This is a genomic window from Streptomyces sp. MK37H, from assembly GCF_018035285.1.
GTDB classification, from domain to species: Bacteria; Actinomycetota; Actinomycetes; order Streptomycetales; family Streptomycetaceae; genus Streptomyces; species Streptomyces endocoffeicus.
The window spans coordinates 1-6,052 of the sequence record NZ_JAAAYH010000508.1 but is presented as its reverse complement, the minus strand read 5'-3'; the positions used below and the strand labels follow the sequence as shown (position 1 = coordinate 6,052).

The 6,052-nt window shown below is 70.2% G+C and carries 7 protein-coding genes; all 7 read left to right on the top strand.

What is annotated here, in order from left to right; all coding sequences use genetic code 11:
* The first annotated feature begins 71 nt into the window (after nucleotides 1-71).
* Entirely contained in the window at nucleotides 72-728 is a 657-nt protein-coding gene (locus GWI24_RS39220) for an HAD family phosphatase (RefSeq protein WP_210950801.1), read from the top strand.
* A gap of 24 nt (nucleotides 729-752) precedes the next feature.
* Complete coding sequence (locus tag GWI24_RS39215; RefSeq protein WP_210950800.1) at nucleotides 753-1,961, top strand: MFS transporter; 1,209 nt, start codon at nucleotides 753-755, stop codon at nucleotides 1,959-1,961.
* Complete coding sequence (locus GWI24_RS39210) at nucleotides 1,930-3,102, top strand: acetoin utilization protein AcuC (protein WP_210950799.1); 1,173 nt, start codon at nucleotides 1,930-1,932, stop codon at nucleotides 3,100-3,102. The genes GWI24_RS39215 and GWI24_RS39210 overlap by 32 nt, the downstream gene beginning before the upstream one ends.
* A 236-nt stretch (nucleotides 3,103-3,338) precedes the next feature.
* Nucleotides 3,339-4,154 (top strand): phosphatase, encoded by an 816-nt coding sequence (locus tag GWI24_RS39205; RefSeq protein WP_210950798.1) that lies wholly within the window; start codon nucleotides 3,339-3,341, stop codon nucleotides 4,152-4,154.
* 129 nt (nucleotides 4,155-4,283) lie between these two features.
* Nucleotides 4,284-4,493 carry a helix-turn-helix domain-containing protein gene (locus GWI24_RS39200; RefSeq protein ID WP_014053989.1) on the top strand — a complete coding sequence of 70 codons (210 nt, stop codon included), beginning with the start codon at nucleotides 4,284-4,286 and terminating at the stop codon, nucleotides 4,491-4,493.
* A gap of 128 nt (nucleotides 4,494-4,621) precedes the next feature.
* Nucleotides 4,622-4,720: a 30S ribosomal protein bS22 gene (locus GWI24_RS39195; protein ID WP_003948845.1), complete on the top strand. Its 99-nt coding sequence runs from the start codon at nucleotides 4,622-4,624 to the stop codon at nucleotides 4,718-4,720.
* Nucleotides 4,721-4,932: 212 nt separating this feature from the next.
* The gene (locus GWI24_RS39190) at nucleotides 4,933-5,976 is read left to right on the top strand and encodes an NAD-dependent epimerase/dehydratase family protein (protein ID WP_210950797.1); all 1,044 of its coding nucleotides are present in this window, start codon (nucleotides 4,933-4,935) and stop codon (nucleotides 5,974-5,976) included.
* Nucleotides 5,977-6,052 lie beyond the last annotated feature (76 nt).

The following is a 6,052-nucleotide window of genomic DNA, read 5'->3' as shown; positions in this document are numbered from 1 at the left end:
TTATGAAAAGCCCGGTTGGGAGCTTCGGCTCGCAACCGGGCTTTTCTCATTTCTGTTTGTAGGCTGACCGTATGCGCTATGACCTGGTCATCTTCGACAACGACGGAGTGCTCGTCGACAGCGAGCCCATCTCCAACCGGCTTCTCGCCGCCTACCTCACCGAGTTGGGGCACCCCACCAGCTACGAGGACTCCATACGCGACTACATGGGCTCCGCCATGCATCGCATCCACGACCTGGTCCTCGAGCGCTCGGGCCGGCGGCTTCCGCCCGACTTCGACACCACCTTCCACGGCCGGGTCTTCGACGCCTTCCGCCGCGAGCTGCGGCCGGTGACCGGTGTGGCCGAGGTTCTGGAGAAGCTGCGGGCCGACGGGGTTCCGTACTGCGTCGCCTCCTCCGGAAGCCATGAGCGCATCCGCGTCGCCCTCCGTACGACCGGGCTGTACGACCTCTTCGGCGAGGACCACATCTTCAGCTCCGAGGACGTGGGCCGGGGCAAGCCTGCCCCGGATCTGTTTCTCCACGCGGCCGACCGCATGGGTGTGGCGCCCGGGCGCTGTGCCGTCGTCGAGGACAGCCCGCTCGGGGTCCAGGCCGCCCTGGCGGCCGGGATGGATGTGTACGGCTACACGGCCATGACACCCGCCGCCAAACTCTCCGCGGCCCGGGGTCTCTTCGTGGAGATGGCCGAACTGCGAGGGCTGCTCACCTCTACCCACAAGTAGTGCGGGGCCGTACGCTCCACGGCCATGACGGATTCGCGTCCGAGCCGCCGGCTCCGGCAAGGCCGGGCCTCATTGGCCATCAGCTTCTTCGTCCAGGGCGCGATCTTCGCTCTGCTGGTGACGCGCATACCCGCGCTCCAGGACCGGTACGGGATATCCGATGGGCTGCTGCCCCTCTTCCTGGCCGCCGTGCCGATCCTCGCCGGGGTCGGCAGCGTCGGCACCGAGCATCTCGTCAAGCGGATGCGTCCGGGGCTGGTCCTCCGGGTGGTGCAGCCCGTCGTCTCCCTGGCCCTGCTGTCCGCCGGATCGGGGACGACGGTGTGGCAGCTCGCCGTGGCGCTCGCGGTGTTCGGGCTGACGGTCGGGGCGCTCGACGCGTCGATGAACATGCTCGGGGTGAGCCTCCAGCGCGCGTACGGGCGCAGCATCATGCTCGGCTTCCACGGCGCGTACAGCCTCGGCGGCATTGCCGGGGCCTCGCTCGCCTGGGCGGGTGCGCACTGGGATCTGCCGCTGCCCACGCTCTACGGGCCGCTGGTGGCCACTCTGGTGCCCGTCGCGCTGATCGCCAGCCGCTGGTACGTCGATCACCAGGGCGCCGAGCCGACCGAAGTGGCGCGGGACGAGACCACCGTGAGCATGCGGGCGCTGCTGCCGCTCTGTCTCGTCATGGCCTTCGCCTATATCGGCGACTCCACCGTCTCCAACTGGAGCGCCAAGTACCTGGAGGACGTGCTGCACAGCTCCGAGCAGCTGGCCACGGTCCCGTACAACGTCTATATGGTCACCACGCTCATCGGCCGCTCCTTCGGCGACCTCGGGGTGCGGCGCTTCGGCGCGGTCGCCGTGGTCCGGGCCGGAGCGCTGCTCGCGGGCGGCGGCTTCGCGGTGGTCGCGGCGGCGCCCGGGGCCTGGGTGGGGATGGCCGGGTTCACGCTGCTGGGGCTGGGGTTGTGTGTGCTGGTGCCGCAGACCTTCGCGGCCGCGGGGCGGCTCTTCCCCGGGGCGTCCGACGCCGCCGTCGCACGCCTCAACATCTTCAACTACGTGGGCTTTCTCATCGGCTCCCCGCTCGTCGGCGCGCTGGGCGGGGCGTGGAACTACCGTGCGGCGATGCTGGTGCCGATGGCGCTCGTGCTGATGACGATCCGGTACGCGAGGTCGTTCAGCCCTGTACCAGCCGGATACGGTGACGGGCATGAGCGGCCGCGCACAGTTGATGTGGGATGAGGAAGTAACCGGATACGACTTCGGCGCCGGGCATCCGATGGACCCGGTGCGGTTGGCGCTGACCATGCGGTTGGTGCAGGCGTACGGTCTGGACCGGGCGGTCCGGGTGGTGGCCGCCAAGCCGGCCGGGGAGTCGACGCTGCGCCTGGTCCACGGGCAGGAGTACATCGAGGCGGTACGCCGCGCCTCGGCCGCCCCGGAGGCGGCGGACGGCTCGTACGGCCTCGGGACGATCGACGATCCGGCCTTCGCGGGGATGCACGAGGCGTCCGCGCTGATCGCCGGGCAGTCGGTGGGCGCGGCCGAGGACGTATGGCGCGGGGAGGCGCTGCACGCGGTGAACTTCGCGGGCGGGCTGCACCACGCGATGCCCCGGGGCGCGTCCGGGTTCTGCATCTACAACGACGCGGCGCTGGCGATCGCGCGGCTGCTGGAGCTGGGGGCGGAGCGGGTCGCGTACGTGGATGTGGACGTCCACCACGGGGACGGGGTGCAGGCGGCGTTCTGGGACGATCCGCGGGTGCTGACGATCTCGCTGCACGAGCACCCCCGGACGCTGTTCCCGCAGACCGGCTGGCCGGAGGAGGCGGGCGGGGAGGGCGCCGAGGGCTCGGCGGTCAATCTGGCGCTGCCGGCCGGGACCTCGGACGCGGGCTGGCTGCGGGCCTTCCACGCGGTGGTGCCGGAGCTGCTGGCGGCGTTCCGCCCCCAGGTGCTGGTGACCCAGCACGGCGCGGACACCCATGTCGAGGACCCGCTGGCCCACTTGGCGGTGACCGTCGACGCGCAGCGGGCGGTCGCCGAGAGCTGTCACCGGCTGGCGCACGAGCACGCGGACGGGCGCTGGGTGGCGCTCGGGGGCGGCGGCTACGCGGTGGTGGACGTGGTGCCGCGGTCCTGGACGCATCTGGTCGCGATCGCGGCCGGACGGCCGGTGGAGGCCACCACGCCGGTGCCGGAGGAGTGGCGGCAGGAGGTGTACCGGCGGACCCGGATGGACGCGCCGCGGCGTATGACGGACGGGCGGGAGCCTGACTGGCAGGACTTCCACGAGGCCGGGTACGACCCCGCGGACCGGCTGGACCAGGCGATCCTGGCGACGCGCCGGGCGGTCTTCCCGCACCACGGGCTGCTGCCGTAGAACGCCCCGTACGACGGTCGGCGGCCTAGGGGGTGTCCGACGGTACGCCGTACGCCTGCGGCGGGCTGTTCCCCTCCCCGCCCCTTCCCACAACTGGGGCTCCGCCCCAGACCCCGGGGGTCCGGAGGCGAAGCCCCTGCCACGCGGCGGACACCCCGTAGCGGCCGTTACGCCAACCGTGGGGTCTGTCCGCGTATCCGGGCGGCCGAGGGGGTGGGTCCGCCAGCATCGGTGGCGTGTTGAGTACCGCGGCATTGCGCGCGCATCTGCTGACGGCGCGGCTCGCCGGACCCGTGGCCACGAGCCGGGAGGAGAGCCTGCGCCGCTATCGGCTCTTCGCGGCCCGGGACCCCCGGGTGCTGCTCGGGCTGGAGCCCGAATACGACTGGTCCTTTATGGAATTGCTTGGCCTGATGGGCGAGAAATGCGGGGTTTCGATCGACCCGGCCAATGTTTCGGGGCCGGATGTGATCGATCCGGAACTGACGATCGCGGCGCTGGACGCCTTCGCGGACCGGCTGCGGGGTGCCGCCCGGGACCGGCTCCCGGTGCTCCTCGGCACCGGCCATCCCCACCGTCTCCTCGGCTTCTACGCCGCGTTGGCGTCGGCGCTCTCGGCGGCGGGCTGCCGTGTCCTCACTCCCGCGCAGGGTAGATGTATCGACATAACGACGCGGTTCGGCGTACGTACCCACCGGCTCGCCTACGTACGAGGTGTCGCGATGGTGCGGGCGCCCGGCGCTCGCCCGACCGCGAGTGAGCCGGGCGCCCACAGCCATTCGCCGCTCCCGGTTCGGGTTGCCCTCGGCTGTGCCGCGGAGTCCGGCGGGCCCCTGCCGGGACTGGTCATCGGGGACCACGGATGGGTCTGCGGAGCAGGTCAGCTGGGCTTTGAGGCCATCGGGCCAGGGGACACGAACGACCCCGCGCTGTTCGTCGGGGAGGCCGAGGGACGGGTGTCCGTCGCCGTTCCGCTTGATGACGGTGTGCGGTCTGGTTACTACCGGCCGATTACTCGCTATGTACTCAATCGAGCGTGTCTGTCACAGTAGGCGTCCGATCGCTACTCCTCTTCCCCACTTGCATCACCCGCCCCTAACCTGGGGTGGAGCGCGCATGCGACCAGGAGTCACCGGAGGGGAAGCCGGTGCCCGACATGTGCGGAAGGTTCAGGTGTTGTCATGGCTGCTGGCGAACGGCCTCTGAACGAGGTTCAGTTTCTGACCGTGGCGGAAGTCGCCTCGGTGATGCGAGTGTCCAAGATGACCGTGTACCGCTTGGTGCACAGTGGTCATCTGCCGGCGATCCGGGTGGGCAGGTCTTTCCGGGTCCCAGAGCAAGCGGTTCATGAATACCTCCGCGAATCGTATGTGGGGGTGGAGTCCGCCTAGGCCGTTTCCGGGCCTGGGGAGGACCCTCGGATTACGTGGTTCGCTCGGCGCCGGGTAGGCTGGCCCGATGTAGGTCGTGTGGGCTCGGACGCCCCGCACCGAGTGAATCGAAGTGAGCGAGGGTAGTCGTGGGCTCTGTTATCAAGAAGCGGCGCAAGCGGATGGCCAAGAAGAAGCACCGCAAGCTGCTCAAGCGCACGCGCGTCCAGCGTCGCAACAAGAAGTAAGCAAGCGACGCTGTGTTCGTCCCGCAGCCCTTCCACCACCGGTGGGAGGGCTGCGGTGCGTGGGTGGCACCGGCCTGAAGCCACGTTCGCCCCTTTGGCCCCGGCTTAAAACGTCGCACTGCGCGGCGAGTGGTCATCACAGCGCAACATCGAGCGGTTACGGTGTTCGGCACAGCCCAGCTCGGACGAGGGTGGGAAGGAAGGCGCTGATCTTGGGGAAGGTCGTGCTCGTCACCGGAGTCGCTCGCCGGCTGGGAGGCCGTTTCGTCCGGCGCATACAGCGCGAACCCGATGTCGAGCGGGTGATCGGCGTGGACGCCGTACCGCCCGAACACCACCTCGGCGGCGCCGACTTCGTCCGGGCCGATATCCGTCATCCCACGATCGGGAAACTGCTCGCCGAATACGGCGTCCACACCGTCGTCCACATGGATATCAACGGCACTCCGCTGGGCGCGCGCGGCAATCGCGCCTCGATCAAGGAGACCAATGTCATCGGCACCATGCAGCTGCTCGGCGCCTGCCAGAAGGCCCCGTCGGTGCAGCGACTGGTGGTGAAGTCCAGCACCAATGTGTACGGCTCCGCGCCTCGCGACCCCGCCGTCTTCAGCGAGACCACCCCGCCCAAATCCCTCCCCAGCGGCGGCTTCGCCAAGGACACCGTCGAGGTCGAGGGATATGTCCGCGGTTTCGCCCGGCGCCGCCCCGATGTCGCGGTGTGCGTGCTGCGCTTCGCCAACATCCTGGGGCCGTGCGCGGACTCCCCGCTCGCCGAGTACTTCGCGCTGCCCGTGCTGCCCACCGTCATCGGCTACGACCCGCGGCTCCAGTTCGTCCATGAGAAGGACGCCATCGAGGTGCTGCGGATCGCGGCCTCCGAGCCGCGCCGGTCCACGCTCAACAGCGGCACGTTCAACATCGCCGGAGACGGGGTGCTGCTGCTCTCCCAGGCCGCCCGGCGGCTCGGCCGCCCGACCCTGCCGCTGCTGCTGCCCACCCTGCGCTGGGCCCGCACCGCACTGCGGTCCCTCGGCATCACCGACTTCTCGCCCGAGCAGATCCGGCTGCTCACCCACGGCCGGGTCGTGGCCACCACCCAGATGCGCGAGACCCTGGGATTCGAACCCGAGCACACCACCGCCGGCGCTCTCGCGGACTATGCGCACAGCCGCGGCCCCGGGCTGCTCCCGCCCGAGACCCTCGCCCGTACCATCGACCGGCTCGCCGCGCTGCTGCCCGCCGGCGCCCAGCCTTAAGGAGCGCGACCACCATGGCGGACGCCAAGGTCATTCCGTTCGGTGAGGAACCCCGGTCGTCCCGGAGGAAGGTCCC

Excerpts from the sequence above, each read along its gene's own strand:
- GWI24_RS39220 (WP_210950801.1), top strand. The coding sequence starts at position 72 with ATGCGCTATGACCTGGTCATCTTCGACAACGACGGAGTGCTCGTCGAC.
- GWI24_RS39215 (WP_210950800.1), top strand. The coding sequence starts at position 753 with ATGACGGATTCGCGTCCGAGCCGCCGGCTCCGGCAAGGCCGGGCCTCA.
- GWI24_RS39210 (WP_210950799.1), top strand. The coding sequence starts at position 1,930 with ATGAGCGGCCGCGCACAGTTGATGTGGGATGAGGAAGTAACCGGATAC.
- GWI24_RS39200 (WP_014053989.1), top strand. The coding sequence starts at position 4,284 with ATGGCTGCTGGCGAACGGCCTCTGAACGAGGTTCAGTTTCTGACCGTG.